Raw genomic sequence first — 13,583 nt, forward strand, 5'->3', positions numbered from 1 at the left:
CGGCGCCGAAAGGCGCCGCAAGTCCAAGGGCCGCTCGCACAGCAGGAGACGCGAACGTGGACGCCAACGCCCAGCGGCGCGAAGTACGCCGGCAACTGGCCGAACAACGCCGCGCCCTCACGCCCGCGCAGCGCATTGCCGGCGCCCAGGGGCTGCGACGCAGCCTGGAGCAGCTCCCGGAATACCTCACCGACGCCCGCGTGGCCGGCTACTGGGCCTGCAACGGCGAGCTGCCGCTGAACCTGATCATTCCGCCGCTGGCCACCCGCGGCCAGGAATTCCTGCTGCCGGTGATCGGCCCCCGCCATGCGCTGCGCTTCGCGCCGTGGCAGGCAGGCGAGGACGTCGCGCCCAACCGCTACGGCATTCCTGAACCGAGCGCGCCGCGCGAATTGCTGGAACCCTTCCAGCTCGACCTGGTGCTGGTGCCCGTGACGGCGTTCGACCGCCGCGGCAACCGTCTGGGCACGGGCGGCGGCTACTATGACCGCGCGTTCGCCTTCCTCAACGAGCAGGTCCGGCCGACCGAACCGCTGCTGGTTGGCATCGCTTATGCGTTCCAGGAACTGCCCGAGATCGACGAGCAGGCATGGGACGTGCCGCTCGATTTCATCGCCACCGATCGCGAACTGATCGACTGCCACGCCACCGGTGAAGACGGAGAAGCGCACGCATGAGCAAGACGACTCAGTACTGGCTGATGAAGTCGGAACCGGATGCCTTTTCCATCGACGACCTCAAGCGCAAGGGCCAGGAACACTGGGACGGCGTGCGCAACTACCAGGCGCGCAACTTCATGCGCGACGGCATGCGCATTGGCGACAAGGTTTTCTTCTACCACTCCAATTGCGCCGAACCGGGCGTCGTCGGCGTAGCCGAGGTCGCCACGGATGCCTATCCCGATCCCAGCCAGTTCGATCCCAAGAGCAAGTACTTCGACGCCGCCAGCTCGCGCGACAATCCGCGCTGGATGCTGGTGGACGTCAAGTTCGTGAAGAAGCTCAAGCGCACCATCACGCTCAAGGAACTGCAGGCCGACCCCACCCTCGCCGACATGGCGCTGGTGCGCAAAGGCAACCGACTCTCCGTCATGCCGGTAGGCGCCGAGGAATGGCGCCATATCCTGGCGATGGAATAACGCTTTTCCCTTTACTGGAACACCACCCATGAGCGCCAACGAAAAACGCCAGGCCGGCGAAGCCGCCATCCGCTACGTCGAGAACGGTGCCATCGTCGGCGTCGGCACCGGCTCCACGGTCGCCTTCTTCATCGACGCGCTGGCCGATCTGAAGGATCGCATCGAGGGCGCGGTATCCAGTTCCGAGCAGTCCACCGCGCAGCTCAAGCGTCTGGGCATCCCGGTGCTCGACCTCAACGCCACCGGCCCGCTGAACCTGTATGTCGACGGCGCCGACGAATGCGATACGCACAAGCGCCTGATCAAGGGCGGCGGTGCGGCGCTCACGCGCGAGAAGATCATCGCGGAAGCCAGCGCCAAGTTCGTCTGCATCATCGATTCGAGCAAGCAGGTACAGCTGCTGGGCAAGTTTCCGCTGCCGATCGAAGTGATCCCGATGGCACGCAGCCTGGTCGGCCGGGAAATCGTCAAGCGCGGCGGCAACCCGGTGTGGCGCGATGGCGTGGTCACGGACAACGGCAATTGGGTGATCGACGTGCACGGGTGGCAGATTGCCGATCCGATGGCGCTGGAGAAGGATCTCAACCAGATCCCGGGCGTGGTGGCCGTGGGGTTGTTTGCGCGGCGTCCGGCGGATGTGGTGCTGGTGGGTGATCGGGTGATGTGATCGCCTCGCCGGACTCCATGTAGAAATACGAACGCCGGCGCCGCAGCCGGCGTTTTTTGCGAGTCCTCAATGTGCACGCAGCGGCGCATCGGTGGCGAATTCCTCCAGGAAACGCCACAGCCGCTGCGCCACCGGTCCGTGCTCGCGGTCGCGGCGGCGCGCGGCGACCAGATCGTCGCGTCGCCCCGGCAGGTGCGCATTGCTGAGGTCGAGCAGACGTCCCTCCGCCAATTCCTTCTCCACCAGATGACGCGGCAGATGGCCCCAGGCGAGACCGTGCAGGATCAGTTCCTGCTTCATCGCCTGGTCCGGCACCGTGCATTGCGGCACACCCTCAAGCGTGAAGAACGCCACGGGCGGCGAATGCCGGGCGCTGTCGCGCATCACGCATTGGGTCAGGTGACGCAGGTGTTCGGGGCCGATGTCATCTGCCGGTACCGGCGGCAGCAAGGCGGGAGCGATCACCGGGACAAAGGCTACTTCGCCCAAGTCGATCCATTCCAGACGAGGATCGGCCTTGTCGACCCGGTGCAGGATCAGCTCCGCCTCGTCATCCAGCAGCCGCTCCAGCGGCCCGCTGACACTCTCGAAATAAAGCTGCAGGCGCGTCTGCGGTTCGCCGGCGAAGAAGCGCGCAAGCCTTTCCAGCACGGTCGAACGGGGGCAAAAATCGCCGATCACCACGCGCAGCTCGCTTTCCTCGCCAGCGGCCAGATGAGCGACGTGGTCGCGCAGGCCGCCCAGCTCACGCAGTAGCCCTTGGGCGCGGCGATGGAAGGATTGTCCTGCCGGTGTCAGCTCGACGCGGTATCCGCTGCGATCCAGCAGCGATAAACCCAACTGTCGCTCCAGACGGGCGACGGCAGCGAAGACCGCCGGATGCGAGCGATTCAACCGCTGCGCCGCCGCCTGGAAGCCACCGGCGGCGACTACCGCATCGAAGCACTGCAGGTCATGCAGGGTGAAATCGGGCATGTCAGTTTCCCTGACAGTGTTTATCCAGTCTTTGTAATTTATCAGGCGCGTCGCGGCAACTAGCCTGCCCTCCATTCACTGAGGAGACGCCGCATGACCCGATTGCATTACCTGACCACCCGCGATAACGCGCGCATCGCCTATCGACTCGATGGCGCGCCCGAATTGCCGTTGGTGGTGTTGTCCAATTCCATCGGCACCGATCTGCACATGTGGGACGGGCAGATCGCCGCGCTGATCGAGCACTTTCGCGTCTTGCGTTACGACGCACGTGGGCATGGTGCATCCAGTGTGCCGCCTGGGCCTTACACGTTGGAGCGGCTCGGCGAGGACGTGCTCGAGCTATTGGACGCGCTGCAGGTTCGGCGCGCGCATTTTGTCGGCCTTTCCCTGGGCGGCATCGTCGGGCAATGGCTGGCCGTGAATGCCGCCGAGCGCATCGAGCGTCTGGTGCTCGCCAATACGTCGGCGTGGTTTGGGCCACAGGATCAATGGGACGCGCGCATCGCCGACGTGCTCGAGGCCGATGATATGCAGGGAACCACGGCGATGTTTCTTGGCAACTGGTTTCCGGCGTCCTGGCTGGAACCGTTGCGTGCCGAGGTGGAACCGTTCCGCGCCACGCTGCTGGGGAGCAACAGGCATGGCTTGGCGGGGTCCTATGCCGCCGTACAGGAGACGGATCTACGACGTGCGCTGAGTTCGATCCGAGTACCGACGCTGGTGATCGCGGGTCAGTTCGATACGGTTACCGCCGCCAGTCATAGCGAGTTGATTGCCGGGGCGATTGCCGGTGCGCGCCTGCTCACGCTGCCGGCGGTGCATCTGTCGAATGTCGAGTTTCCGCGGGAGTTTGACGGGGCGGTGTTGGAGTTTTTGATGGAGCGTTGAAGGCGGGGCAATTTAGAGTAGGGATTTGTCGAGAATTGGGTCGCGCTCTATCGCTCGATAGCAAAAACAAAAAGCTCGCCCTTCAGGGCGAGCTTCTGTTTGCGTGACGACTGCGGATTGTTCGCCCCATCCATGCTTCGCGCTTCGCGCTACGAGCGCCAGCGCTGCGCGCTGTCCAGGTTTGCTTCAGACAAATTTGTCGAACATTGGGTCGTCTCCTGACTCTCCCAGTCAAAATGAAAAGCCCGCCAGTTAGGCGGGCTTCGCTGGCGTGAGGACTGGGGATTGTTCGCCCCATCCATGGGGCTCACCCCTGCGCGCTGTCCAAATTTGCTCCAGACGAATTTGTCGAACGAGGGTCGTCTCCTGACTCTCCCAGTCAAAATGAAAAGCCCGCCAGTTAGGCGGGCTTCGTTGGCGTGACGACTGGGGATTGTTCGCCCCATCCATGGGGCTCACCCCTCCGCGCTGCGCGCTCCGGGGCCAGCGCTGCGCGCTGTCCAAATTTGTTCCGGACAAATTTGTCGAACGTTGGGTCGTCTCCTGTACTCCCAGTCAAAATAAAAGGCCCGCCATTTAGGCGGGCCTTTTATTTTGGCTGGGAGACTAGGATTCGAACCTAGATAAACGGAGTCAGAGTCCGTTGTCCTACCGTTAGACGATCTCCCAAAACCCTGCGGAGCGGTGCGCTCTGACTTGGTGCACCGGACCGTCGAAGCAACTCTCCGAGGAGAATTAGCGCTTCGAGAACTGGGTAGCGCGGCGGGCCTTATGCAGACCGACCTTCTTGCGCTCGACCTCGCGGGCGTCGCGGGTCACGAAGCCAGCCTTGCGGAGCTGGGACTTCAGGCTTTCGTCGTACTCGATCAGGGCGCGAGCGATGCCGAGGCGGATCGCACCGGCCTGGCCGGTGATGCCGCCGCCGGCGACGGTCACGTTGACGTCGAACTTGTCGGTCGCTTCGATCAGCTCGAGCGGCTGACGCACGATCATGCGCGAGGTTTCACGACCGAAGAACTGGTCGAGAGTCTTGCCGTTGACCGTGATCGCGCCACTGCCCTTGCGCAGGAACACGCGAGCGGCGGAGGTCTTGCGGCGGCCGGTGCCGTAGTTCTGCTGGATCGCCATACTGATTCCTTAGAGTTCCAGCGCCTGCGGCTGCTGTGCGGTATGCGGGTGCTCGGCGCCGCCGTACACCTTGAGCTTGCGGTACATCTCGCGGCCGAGCGGATTCTTCGGCAGCATGCCCTTGACGGCGATTTCGATGACGCGCTCCGGATGCGTGGCGAGCAGGTCCTTCAGACTCATGGTCTTGAGGTTGCCGACGTAACCGGTGAAGCGGTGGTACATCTTGTCGTCCAGCTTGGCACCCGTAACGGCCACCTTCTCGGCGTTGACCACGACGATGTAATCGCCGGTGTCGACGTGCGGGGTGAATTCCGGCTTGTGCTTGCCACGCAGGCGGCGGGCGATCTCGGTCGACAGACGACCGAGCGTCTTGTCCGTGGCGTCAATCACGAACCAATCGCGCTTGACGCTTTCCGGCTTGGCGCTGAACGTTTTCATTTCAGAATACCTAGTCTGCCGCCTCGAGGGCGGTTCACATAATCGGTGGAACAAAGGCGCGAGATGATAACGGAGTTTTCATCAATCGCGCAAGCCCACCGACCGGTGGGATGCGAGCTGGCAATGATAGCATGACGACCATGGCGCTTGAAAAGCCCCCACATACTCGAAACCAGAAGATCGCCGCCCTTGCCGACCAATGCGTGCAATGCGGCCTGTGCCTTCCCACCTGTCCCACCTATGCTCTTGACGGCAATGAAGCGGAGTCTCCGCGCGGCCGCATCGCCATTGCCGCGGCGCTGGCGCGGGGCGATGCGGAGCCCACGGAGGCCCTGCGCATCCATCTGGATCACTGCCTGGGCTGCCTCAATTGCCAGCGCGTCTGCCCCGCCAACGTCAAATACGACGAGTTGCTGGTGGAAACCCGGGCCCTGATCGGCCCGTCGCCGCGACGCCCAAAGGCCTTGCTGGCGATGCTGAAGCAGCCCACGCTGCTGCGGTGGGCCGACCGCCTGGCGGACAGCACCGGGCTGCAGTCATGGAAACAGCGTCTGGCCGATCGCCTGCCGGTCCATTCGGCATGGCGGGCCGCCTTGCAGACCTGGCCAGCCCCGGAGCACGCGTCCGCGGCAACGACGACCCTGCACGAACACACCGACCAGCCCAGCGTCGCCCTCTTCCCCGGCTGCGTGGCCAGCGTCGAGGACGAAGCCGCGGAACGCGCCGCGATCACCCTGCTACGGGCCGCGGGCTACCGTGTCGAACGCTTGCCGGCTTTCTGTTGTGGCGCGATGGACCTGCATGGCGGCGACATGAGCACGGCCGAGCGCCTGGCCGAACGGGTGCGCGACAGCTGGCGACAGTCCGGTGCCAAGCAACTCGTCACGGTGACGCCCGGCTGCCTGGGTACGTTGCGCCGCGCGCTGCCCGAAGTCACCGTAAGCGATCCGGTCACCCTGCTGGCCCAACGCAAGGACCGGCTCACGTTCCGCCCGCTCGAGCGCCGCGTAGCCGTGCATTTTCCCTGCACGCAGCTCAATGTCGCGCGCAGCGAATCGGCGCTGGAGGATCTCCTTCGGCAGGTACCGTCACTGGATATAGCGGTAGTGCCGCGTCCGCCGCACTGTTGCGGCGCAGCCGGCACGCACATGCTGGAATTTCCCGAGCGTGCGGCCCGTCTTCGCGACGGCGTGCTTGGACAGATCGCCCGCTTGGCACCCGAGCAGGTGTTGTCGTCCAATATCGGTTGTCGCCTGCATCTCGCCGCGGGCATGGATGCACAGAGCTCGCCGTGGCCGGCCATGCATCCGCTGACGCTGCTGGCACAGCAACTGGAGATATCGCCATGAACGCACGCACGCTGTCCCCGCTCGATCGCCTGCTGTCCGGGATCGAACGCGCCCTGGAAACCGTGTCCGGCGCACCGGAAGCCGCCCGCCCCTCGCCAGCCGACGCCGTCGACGAAGCCGACATGGACGATGCCGAGCGCCGCCACGCCGCCGGCCTCATGCGCATCAACCACACCGGCGAGGTCTGCGCGCAGGCGCTTTACGACGGACAGGCCGCGCTGGCCCGCAACGAGGACATCCGCGAACACCTGCAGCACGCCGCCGCCGAAGAAACCGATCATCTCGCCTGGTGCGCCGATCGCCTGAAGGAACTGGACAGCCGCCCCAGCCTGTTCAATCCCCTGTGGTATGCAGGCAGCTATGCCATCGGCGCGCTGGCGGCGCTGGCGGGCGATCCGGTGAGCCTGGGCTTCGTGGTGGAAACGGAGCGCCAGGTGGAGGCGCATCTGGAAGAACATCTCGACCAGTTACCCGCCCAGGACGAACGCTCACGCGCGGTGCTAACGCAGATGCAGGCCGACGAGATTCGCCATGCCCACAACGCCCGCGAGCGCGGCGGCATCGATCTGCCGTTTCCGATTCCCGGCGTGATGCATTTGACGTCGATGGTGATGAAGGCCGTGGCGTACCGCGTCTGAATGCCGCTCTCTGTGGGAGCGCACCCTGTGCGCGACTGCCACAGGAGCCGGTTCTGCGAAGGCGTTCGCGACGGCCTTGAAATGAGGTTTGTCACGGGTTGCCGTCGCGCACAGGGTGCGCTCCCACAGGGGTCTCGGCAACGCCGCGCAAAAAAAACCCGCCTTTCGGCGGGTTTTTTCGTTACATCAGGTTGCGGCCGTGAAACAACTCCTCGATCTCGCGGCGCAGCAGCGACTCTATCCGCTGGCGCTCCTTGAACGAGAGGTCGTCGGCATGCGCCTCGAACAGATACGTATCGAGGTCGAAATCCTTGATGTGCATCTTCGTGTGGAACATGTTTTCCTGGTACACGTTCACGTCGAACATCTCGTACTTCTGCCGGATGTGCTTGGCCAGGTAATCCTGCACCGAGTTGATCTTGTGATCGATGAAGTGCTTCTTGCCCTTCACGTCGCGCGTGAAGCCGCGCACGCGGTAGTCGGCGATCACGATGTCCGATTCGAAGCTGTCGATCAGGTAGTTCAGGGCCTTCAGCGGCGAGATCACGCCGCAGGTGGCCACATCGATGTCCGCGCGGAAGGTCGCAATGCCGTTGTGCGGGTGCGTTTCCGGGTAGGTGTGGACGGTGATGTGGCTCTTGTCCAGGTGCGCGACCACCGCATCGGAGATGGTGTCGCGGCCCAGCTTCTCCACCACCGGTTCCTCGGAAATGAGAATGGTGACGGAAGCGCCTTGCGGATCGTAGTCCTGGCGTGCAATGTTCAGGATGTTGGCGCCGATGATTTCGGCCACATCCGTCAGGATCTGGGTCAGGCGATCGGCGTCGTACTGCTCGTCGATGTATTCGATGTAACGCTGGCGCTGTTCTTCCGACACCGCATAGCAGATGTCGTAGATGTTGAAGCTCAGGGCCTTCGTCAGATTGTTGAAGCCCTGCAGACGCAGGCGGGGAAGCGGTTTAACCACAGCGACTCTCCATGGCCAGGGGTGGGGCCAGCAGTAGAGGCGGGTTAGCTACAAGGGTCCCCGCTGGATAATTCGACGTGAAAGCATGAAGCTTCCACGACCCTTGTGACCGGACCGCGACAAAGGGATCGCGTCCGAAAGACCGTGAAGTATGCGGCAAAAAAAAGGAAAACTGAACCTCCGGCAGCGCCGGTTAGTTTGCCATAATGCCCGGAGGGGTAAGGTTTGGACTACCGGGGGACGCCTAGCGGCCCCCGTTTTGAATCAACGGGATCTCACGTGGCGCAACTCAAATATCAGCTACAGCAGGCTTTTGAACGGTCCCAGGCACCAGCGAACTTCGCACCTGATCCGGCGTCGATGGAGCGTTTTCTTGCGCTTTGCCATCGCCGGCGCTATCCGGGCAAGACCGCCATCATCCGTCCTGGAGACCCCGCCAACACGCTCTATTACATCGTGGACGGCTCGCTGGCCGTGTGCACCGAGGACGAGCAGGGTCGCGAACTGATCCTGGCCTACATCAGCCGAGGCCAGTTCATCGGCGAAATGGGCCTGTTCGTGGAGCAGGCGCAGCGCGAGTCGATGGTGCGCACGCGTACCGCCTGCGAGATGGCCGAAATCAGCTATGAGCGCCTGTTCCAGCTGATGGAAGGCCCGCTGCGCGAGGAATGCCCGAAGATCCTGTTCGCCATCGGCTCCCAGCTGACCCATCGCCTGCTGCGCACCTCGCGCCAGGTCAGCCGCATGGCCTTCATGGACGTGACCAACCGCATCTCCAAGACGCTGCTGGACCTGTGCCAGGAGCCCGATGCGATGACCCATCCGGAAGGCACCCAGATCCGCATTTCCCGCCAGGAAGTGAGCCGCATCGTGGGTTGTTCGCGCGAGATGGTGGGCCGCGTGCTCAAGCAGCTCGAGGAACAGGGCATGATCGACGTGGCCGGCAAGACCATCGTGGTGCGCGGCACCCGCTGAGCGCCACCAGGCCTGCCCGTACGAAGAAACCCGGCCTCGGCCGGGTTTCTCTTTTTCAGGCCAAGGGCACCGCCGCTCAGCTGCCGCTGGCGCCCTGGCGACGGCCGGGCTGGTAGACCATGTAGACGTCGGCCCGCTCATAGTGCGAGCCCGCGCGCACCGAGGGCTGCAGCACGAAGCCGGCCTGCTCGTACATGCGCAGTGCGGTCTTGAGCCGGCTGTTGGATTCCAGGAACAGCTCCTTGCCGTCGCGGCGGTGGAACTCGGCGATGGCCGCCGCCAGCAGGACGCGGCCCGCGCCCATGCCCCGGAAGGTCTCGTCCACGCCCATCTTGGAAAGCTCGTAGACGCCCGGGGCTTCGTGCAACAGCGCACAGGTGCCGATGACCTCGCCCGCCAGCCGGGCAAAGAAGATCGCGCCGCCCGGCGCCAGCACGTGGCGCTCCGGGTCGCCCAGGATCTCGCGGTCGATGTCCTCGATGCGGAAATAGCGCTCCAGCCAATGCGCGTTGAGCCGGTAGAAGTGCTCCTTCAGCGCGGGCTCGTAGGGCACGACCTCCAGCGCGGCCTTGGCCACAAAAGCGTGCTCGGCGAGCATGGCGTCGACCACGGAACGCTCCTGCACGGCGGCTTCGGTGGCGGCGAGCGCGTTGAGCAACGCTTCCAGCCCCTCCTCCCCCAGCGACTTCACGATGCCCCGCCGCACGGCCACCCAGATCGGCCCCAGCGCCGAGAGGTCGGCACGCCCCTTGTCGGTCAGCGCGAGCAGGCTGCGGCGACCGTCCTGGGCGTCCTTCTTGCGGCACACCAGGCCGGCGTCGACCAGCTTGTCGGCCAGTTGGCTCACCGCCGAATGGGTCTGCCCGATGGCCTGCGCCACATCGCTCACCGTGGTTTGGCCGTTCTCCCACAGGAAGCGCAGCACCGGGAACCAGCGCGATTCCACCCCGGCCCCGCAGGTGCGGTAAACCTCGTCGACGGCGGCATAGAAATGATCGCTGAGTGCTTTGAGCCGGCTACCGAGCGCCAGCTGGGCGAGCGAAGGGAGATACATTCCGACAACCCTCGAACCAATAGATGTGAATGCGCCACACCGCCCCTGTAGGAGCGCACCCTGTGCGCGACCGCTTTTGATCGAAGGCTGTCGCTAAAACCGGTCGCGCACAGGGTGCGCTCCTACAGGGGGCGTGGGCGGATCAGAACCAGTCGACGCGGGTGATGGTGCGACCCAGCGCCCGCTCCAGCTTCTTGCAAAGCGCGGGCGTGCCATTGACCAGCACGGCCTCCGCCGCAGGTTTGAGCATGGGGGCATCGACCGCCGAGTCGCTATAGGCCACATGCCACTCGCCAACACCGAAAGCCGCCAGCTGCGCCGGTTTGCGGCGGCCCACGTTGTGCAGCTTCACGCGCATGCCCAACAGCCCCGGCCGAAGCTGCGAGGCCAGCACGTCGACCTCGCCCAGCCCCAGCTGGTCAAGGATGTGGCGGACCAGCACGTGCTCGCAGCCGGTAACCACAATGACCCGATCGCCGGCCGCCTGGTGCCGGCGCAGCGCGCTCAGGCCATCGCGGCAGAACTGCTTGGGACGGCGCACCAGACCGGCACCGAAGGCTTCCGCCGCGAGCCGATAGCGCTGCTCGTTGAGACCGAGCAAACCCACGTGCACCAGCGCGCGCTCGGCCAGCCTGCGCGAGAACGGCACCACCAGGATCATCCAGGGCAGCGCGAATACGGCGCCCAGCTTGCGCAGCCAGGAGCGCTGGAAGCGGTCGCGCATGAACAGGTAGAACGCGTCACCGTGAATCAGCACGCCGTCGAAATCGAACAGCACCGTGCGCGGCGCAACCACGGCCGCCGCCTCGGCTGCCGGCTCGAGAGGGGTTTCCGCTGTGCTCATGGGAACGCTCAGGTCGCGGCGAACAGGCGCTTCAGTTCCGCGCCCGGATCCTCGGCGCGCATGAACGCTTCGCCGACGAGAAATGCGTTGATGCCCGCATCGCGCAAGGTGGCCACGTCGTCGGGCGTGTGGATGCCCGATTCGCTGACCAGGATGCGGTCGTACTCCATCAACTGCTGCAGCTCCAGCGAGGTGTCCAGCGAGGTATGGAAGGTGCGCAGATTGCGGTTGTTCACGCCGATCAGCGGCACCGGAAGCGCCAGTGCGCGTTCCAGCTCCTCGGCGTCATGCACTTCGCACAGCACGTCGAGGTCGAGCTCGGCGGCCAGCAACGAGAGTTCGAGCAAGGCCGAATCGGCCAGCGCCGCGACGATCAGCAGGATGCAGTCGGCGCCGATCACGCGCGCCTCGTACACCTGGTACGGATCGATCACGAAGTCCTTGCGCAGCACCGGCAGCGAGCACGCATCGCGCGCCTGTTGCAGGAAATCTTCGCTGCCCTGGAAGAAATCCTTGTCGGTCAGCACCGAGAGGCAGGCTGCGCCGCCCTGCTCGTAGCTGCGCGCGATCGCGGCGGGATGGAAGTCGGGGCGGATCACGCCCTTGCTGGGGCTCGCGCGCTTCACCTCGGCGATCACGGCGGGCAGGCCCGCTTCGATCTTGCCTTCGATGGCGGCAGCGAATCCGCGGGTTTCCGGCAGGTCCGCCACGCGCGAGGACAGTTCCGCCAGCGGCAGCCTGGCGCTGCGCTCGGCCACTTCTTCGGTCTTGCGGGTGAGGATGCGCTGGAGAATATCGGTCATGGCAAAAGCTTGGGGGGAAAGGGGATGAAAATAGCGTGAGCGTCAGACCGCATTGGCCAGACGCCGCGTCGTAGCCACGAAGGCGTCCATTTTTGCACGAGCCGCGCCACTGGCGATGGTCGCACGCGCGAGCTCGATGCCCGCCGCGATGGAATCCACCACATTGGCCGCATACAGCGCCGCACCCGCATTGAGACAGACGATGTCGTGCGGCACGCCGCGGCGGCCTTCCAGCGCCTCGAGCAGCATGGCGCGCGACTCTTCCGCGTTCTCCACCCGCAGGTTGCGGCTGGACGCCATGGCCAGGCCGAAATCCTCCGGCTCCACTTCGTATTCGCGCACTTCGCCATCGCGCAGCTCGCCGACCAGGGTGGCCGCGCCCAGCGAAATCTCGTCCATGCCGTCGCGCCCCCACACCACCAGCGCGTGTTTCGCGCCCAATGCCTGCAGCACGCGCACCTGGATGCCGACCAGATCGGGATGGAACACGCCCATCAGGATATTCGGCGCATCGGCGGGATTGGTCAGCGGCCCGAGAATATTGAACAGCGTGCGCACGCCCATTTCCTTGCGCACGGGCGCCACCACTTTCATGGCGGGGTGATGGTTCGGCGCAAACATGAAGCCGATGCCCACCTCCTCCATGCACTCGGCCACCTGCGCTGGCGGCAAATCGATCACCGCACCCAGCGCCTCGAGCACATCCGCACTGCCCGATTTCGACGACACGCTGCGCCCGCCATGCTTGGCGATGCGCGCACCGCCCGCCGCGGCGACGAACATCGACGCGGTGGAAATATTGAAGCTCGACGCGCCGTCGCCACCGGTGCCCACGATATCCACGAAGTGCGGATGCGCCGGCAGGGCCACCTTGGCCGACAGCTCGCGCATCACGCGTGCCGCGCCGGTGATCTCGCCCACGGTTTCCTTCTTCACGCGCAGGCCGGTGATGATCGCGGCGGTCATCAGCGGGCTCACTTCGCCGCGCATGATCTGCCGCATCAGCTCGATCATCTCGTCGTGGAAGATTTCGCGATGCTCGATGGTGCGCTGTAGCGCTTCCTGCGGCGTGATGCTGACGCGGCGGCCCACATTGCCCGCGGCATTCATGCGGCGAGCTTCAGCGGCAGGCCGAGGAAGTTGCGCAACAGGTCGTGGCCGTATTGCGTGAGGATGGATTCGGGATGGAACTGCACGCCCTCGACGTTCAGGGTCTTGTGGCGCAGGCCCATGATCTCGTCGATGCTGCCATCGGCGTTTTCCGTCCAGGCGGTGACTTCCAGGCAATCGGGCAGCGAATCCTGCTCGACCACCAGCGAGTGGTAGCGCGTGGCTTCGAACGGATCGGGCAAACCGGCGAACACGCCCTGCCCGCGATGGCGCACCGGCGAGGTCTTGCCGTGCATGATCTGCTTGGCGCGGATCACCTTGCCGCCGAACACCTGGCCGATCGCCTGGTGGCCCAGGCACACGCCGAACACCGGAATCTCTCCCGCGAGTTCGCGCAGCACATCGAGCGACACGCCCGAGTCGTCCGGCGTGCCGGGACCTGGCGAAATCATGATGTGGGAGGGCCGCAGCGCACGGATGCCAGCCACGTCCAGCGCATCGTTGCGCACCACCTTCACCGCCTGCCCCAACTCGCCCAGGTACTGCACGAGGTTGAAGGTGAAGCTGTCGTAGTTGTCGATCATCAGCAGCATACGTGGCTCAACT

General features: G+C 64.8%; 16 protein-coding genes and 1 tRNA gene. 7 read left to right on the plus strand and 10 right to left on the minus strand.

What is annotated here, in order from left to right; translation table 11 throughout:
- The first annotated feature begins 56 nt into the window (after nucleotides 1–56).
- Genes ACN9MB_RS19430 through rpiA form a run of 3 tightly spaced genes read left to right on the plus strand, consistent with a single transcriptional unit; the run spans nucleotide 57 to nucleotide 1,805 of the window.
- Nucleotides 57–677 (plus strand): 5-formyltetrahydrofolate cyclo-ligase, encoded by a 621-nt coding sequence (locus tag ACN9MB_RS19430; protein ID WP_204637294.1) that lies wholly within the window; start codon nucleotides 57–59, stop codon nucleotides 675–677.
- On the plus strand, nucleotides 674–1,138 hold the full coding sequence (locus tag ACN9MB_RS19435; protein WP_426269957.1) for an EVE domain-containing protein: 465 nt from the start codon (nucleotides 674–676) through the stop codon (nucleotides 1,136–1,138). Before ACN9MB_RS19430 ends, ACN9MB_RS19435 begins: the two co-directional genes overlap by 4 nt.
- A 28-nt stretch (nucleotides 1,139–1,166) precedes the next feature.
- A complete protein-coding gene (gene rpiA / locus ACN9MB_RS19440; RefSeq protein WP_204637296.1) occupies nucleotides 1,167–1,805 on the plus strand; it encodes a ribose-5-phosphate isomerase RpiA in 639 nt (212 codons plus the stop codon).
- Between the two features lie 66 nt (nucleotides 1,806–1,871).
- Here the strand turns inward: rpiA and ACN9MB_RS19445 are convergent, their stop codons facing one another.
- Nucleotides 1,872–2,780 carry a LysR family transcriptional regulator gene (locus ACN9MB_RS19445; RefSeq protein ID WP_204637297.1) on the minus strand — a complete coding sequence of 303 codons (909 nt, stop codon included), beginning with the start codon at nucleotides 2,778–2,780 and terminating at the stop codon, nucleotides 1,872–1,874.
- A 93-nt stretch (nucleotides 2,781–2,873) separates the two neighbouring features.
- Between ACN9MB_RS19445 and pcaD the strand changes: the two genes are divergently transcribed.
- A complete protein-coding gene (gene pcaD, locus ACN9MB_RS19450; protein ID WP_204637298.1) occupies nucleotides 2,874–3,671 on the plus strand; it encodes a 3-oxoadipate enol-lactonase in 798 nt (265 codons plus the stop codon).
- A gap of 595 nt (nucleotides 3,672–4,266) precedes the next feature.
- Here pcaD and ACN9MB_RS19455 read toward each other — a convergent pair.
- From ACN9MB_RS19455 to rplM, 3 genes are all read right to left on the minus strand, one after another.
- Nucleotides 4,267–4,340 (minus strand) — tRNA-Gln (locus tag ACN9MB_RS19455).
- 66 nt (nucleotides 4,341–4,406) lie between these two features.
- Nucleotides 4,407–4,799, minus strand: a complete 393-nt coding sequence (gene rpsI / locus ACN9MB_RS19460) for a 30S ribosomal protein S9 (RefSeq protein ID WP_046972627.1) — start codon at nucleotides 4,797–4,799, stop codon at nucleotides 4,407–4,409.
- A 9-nt stretch (nucleotides 4,800–4,808) separates the two neighbouring features.
- The gene (rplM, locus tag ACN9MB_RS19465) at nucleotides 4,809–5,237 is read right to left on the minus strand and encodes a 50S ribosomal protein L13 (protein ID WP_204637299.1); all 429 of its coding nucleotides are present in this window, start codon (nucleotides 5,235–5,237) and stop codon (nucleotides 4,809–4,811) included.
- A gap of 140 nt (nucleotides 5,238–5,377) precedes the next feature.
- Between rplM and ACN9MB_RS19470 the strand changes: the two genes are divergently transcribed.
- Together ACN9MB_RS19470 and coq7 are read left to right on the plus strand one after the other, a co-directional pair.
- Nucleotides 5,378–6,586: a (Fe-S)-binding protein gene (locus ACN9MB_RS19470; protein WP_426269958.1), complete on the plus strand. Its 1,209-nt coding sequence runs from the start codon at nucleotides 5,378–5,380 to the stop codon at nucleotides 6,584–6,586.
- Nucleotides 6,583–7,224 (plus strand): 2-polyprenyl-3-methyl-6-methoxy-1,4-benzoquinone monooxygenase, encoded by a 642-nt coding sequence (coq7, locus tag ACN9MB_RS19475; RefSeq protein WP_204637301.1) that lies wholly within the window; start codon nucleotides 6,583–6,585, stop codon nucleotides 7,222–7,224. Before ACN9MB_RS19470 ends, coq7 begins: the two co-directional genes overlap by 4 nt.
- Nucleotides 7,225–7,405: 181 nt before the next feature.
- Here the strand turns inward: coq7 and speD are convergent, their stop codons facing one another.
- Nucleotides 7,406–8,191 (minus strand): adenosylmethionine decarboxylase, encoded by a 786-nt coding sequence (speD, locus tag ACN9MB_RS19480; RefSeq protein ID WP_019465856.1) that lies wholly within the window; start codon nucleotides 8,189–8,191, stop codon nucleotides 7,406–7,408.
- A 279-nt stretch (nucleotides 8,192–8,470) separates the two neighbouring features.
- On the opposite strand from speD, the gene crp reads away from it, so the two are divergent.
- Nucleotides 8,471–9,166, plus strand: a complete 696-nt coding sequence (crp, locus tag ACN9MB_RS19485) for a cAMP-activated global transcriptional regulator CRP (RefSeq protein ID WP_204637302.1) — start codon at nucleotides 8,471–8,473, stop codon at nucleotides 9,164–9,166.
- A 76-nt stretch (nucleotides 9,167–9,242) separates the two neighbouring features.
- On the opposite strand, the gene ACN9MB_RS19490 is transcribed toward crp, so the two are convergent.
- The 5 genes from ACN9MB_RS19490 to ACN9MB_RS19510 form a co-directional block, all read right to left on the minus strand.
- The gene (locus ACN9MB_RS19490) at nucleotides 9,243–10,220 is read right to left on the minus strand and encodes a bifunctional helix-turn-helix transcriptional regulator/GNAT family N-acetyltransferase (RefSeq protein WP_204637303.1); all 978 of its coding nucleotides are present in this window, start codon (nucleotides 10,218–10,220) and stop codon (nucleotides 9,243–9,245) included.
- Between the two features lie 142 nt (nucleotides 10,221–10,362).
- On the minus strand, nucleotides 10,363–11,064 hold the full coding sequence (locus ACN9MB_RS19495; RefSeq protein ID WP_426269959.1) for an HAD family hydrolase: 702 nt from the start codon (nucleotides 11,062–11,064) through the stop codon (nucleotides 10,363–10,365).
- An 8-nt stretch (nucleotides 11,065–11,072) separates the two neighbouring features.
- On the minus strand, nucleotides 11,073–11,867 hold the full coding sequence (trpC, locus tag ACN9MB_RS19500; protein WP_204637305.1) for an indole-3-glycerol phosphate synthase TrpC: 795 nt from the start codon (nucleotides 11,865–11,867) through the stop codon (nucleotides 11,073–11,075).
- Nucleotides 11,868–11,909: 42 nt separating this feature from the next.
- Nucleotides 11,910–12,977 (minus strand): anthranilate phosphoribosyltransferase, encoded by a 1,068-nt coding sequence (gene trpD / locus ACN9MB_RS19505; RefSeq protein ID WP_426269960.1) that lies wholly within the window; start codon nucleotides 12,975–12,977, stop codon nucleotides 11,910–11,912.
- A complete protein-coding gene (locus ACN9MB_RS19510; protein ID WP_354013581.1) occupies nucleotides 12,974–13,570 on the minus strand; it encodes an anthranilate synthase component II in 597 nt (198 codons plus the stop codon). The genes trpD and ACN9MB_RS19510 overlap by 4 nt, the downstream gene beginning before the upstream one ends.
- Nucleotides 13,571–13,583 lie beyond the last annotated feature (13 nt).

The sequence above is a fragment of the Dyella kyungheensis genome (genome assembly GCF_049913195.1).
GTDB classification, from domain to species: Bacteria; Pseudomonadota; Gammaproteobacteria; order Xanthomonadales; family Rhodanobacteraceae; genus Dyella; species Dyella kyungheensis.

Excerpts from the sequence above, each read along its gene's own strand:
- ACN9MB_RS19435 (WP_426269957.1), top strand. The coding sequence starts at position 674 with ATGAGCAAGACGACTCAGTACTGGCTGATGAAGTCGGAACCGGATGCC.
- rplM (WP_204637299.1), bottom strand. The coding sequence starts at position 5,237 with ATGAAAACGTTCAGCGCCAAGCCGGAAAGCGTCAAGCGCGATTGGTTC.
- ACN9MB_RS19510 (WP_354013581.1), bottom strand. The coding sequence starts at position 13,570 with ATGCTGCTGATGATCGACAACTACGACAGCTTCACCTTCAACCTCGTG.
- trpD (WP_426269960.1), bottom strand. The coding sequence starts at position 12,977 with ATGAATGCCGCGGGCAATGTGGGCCGCCGCGTCAGCATCACGCCGCAG.
- coq7 (WP_204637301.1), top strand. The coding sequence starts at position 6,583 with ATGAACGCACGCACGCTGTCCCCGCTCGATCGCCTGCTGTCCGGGATC.
- trpC (WP_204637305.1), bottom strand. The coding sequence starts at position 11,867 with ATGACCGATATTCTCCAGCGCATCCTCACCCGCAAGACCGAAGAAGTG.
- pcaD (WP_204637298.1), top strand. The coding sequence starts at position 2,874 with ATGACCCGATTGCATTACCTGACCACCCGCGATAACGCGCGCATCGCC.
- rpsI (WP_046972627.1), bottom strand. The coding sequence starts at position 4,799 with ATGGCGATCCAGCAGAACTACGGCACCGGCCGCCGCAAGACCTCCGCC.
- ACN9MB_RS19445 (WP_204637297.1), bottom strand. The coding sequence starts at position 2,780 with ATGCCCGATTTCACCCTGCATGACCTGCAGTGCTTCGATGCGGTAGTC.
- ACN9MB_RS19470 (WP_426269958.1), top strand. The coding sequence starts at position 5,378 with ATGGCGCTTGAAAAGCCCCCACATACTCGAAACCAGAAGATCGCCGCC.
- ACN9MB_RS19495 (WP_426269959.1), bottom strand. The coding sequence starts at position 11,064 with ATGAGCACAGCGGAAACCCCTCTCGAGCCGGCAGCCGAGGCGGCGGCC.
- rpiA (WP_204637296.1), top strand. The coding sequence starts at position 1,167 with ATGAGCGCCAACGAAAAACGCCAGGCCGGCGAAGCCGCCATCCGCTAC.
- ACN9MB_RS19490 (WP_204637303.1), bottom strand. The coding sequence starts at position 10,220 with ATGTATCTCCCTTCGCTCGCCCAGCTGGCGCTCGGTAGCCGGCTCAAA.